The organism is Priestia sp. SIMBA_032, from assembly GCF_046535215.1.
In the GTDB taxonomy this organism is placed as follows: domain Bacteria; phylum Bacillota; class Bacilli; order Bacillales; family Bacillaceae_H; genus Priestia; species Priestia aryabhattai.
On record NZ_JAWRXD010000288.1, the window covers coordinates 1 to 335 of the forward strand.

At 59.4% G+C, this 335-nt stretch carries 1 protein-coding gene; it reads left to right on the forward strand.

The features are described from left to right. Positions 1-314 (forward strand): hypothetical protein (locus SB717_RS34425; RefSeq protein ID WP_410907338.1); only part of this gene is annotated, 314 nt, incomplete at its 5' end. Positions 315-335: the final 21 nt, after the last annotated feature.

Here is a 335-nt window from a genome sequence, read left to right on the forward strand (position 1 = left end):
GTGAGGACCAATTCGTTTACCGCCTGCTCAACCTGGGGGGCTTCAACAACCTGAGCACGAGAGGTTCGCTCGAAGACAACGCGGGCTTCACCTGGCCAGTGATGACCTTTGGTAGCAACCCAACCCAGCGGTTCCATGGAGGTGGCCAGAAGGTGGCCAGCCGAGTGCAGGCGAGCATGCAAATTGCGCGCTTCGGCGCGCACTTCAATTTCCGCATCACCCACTGCAACAGGTCCCACTGTCAGGTGGATCAGATTGGCGCCATCCTGGTAGACACGCAGAACCTCGACACCGTTGATCGTGCCTTGGTCTGAAGGTTGGCCACCACCCTGTGG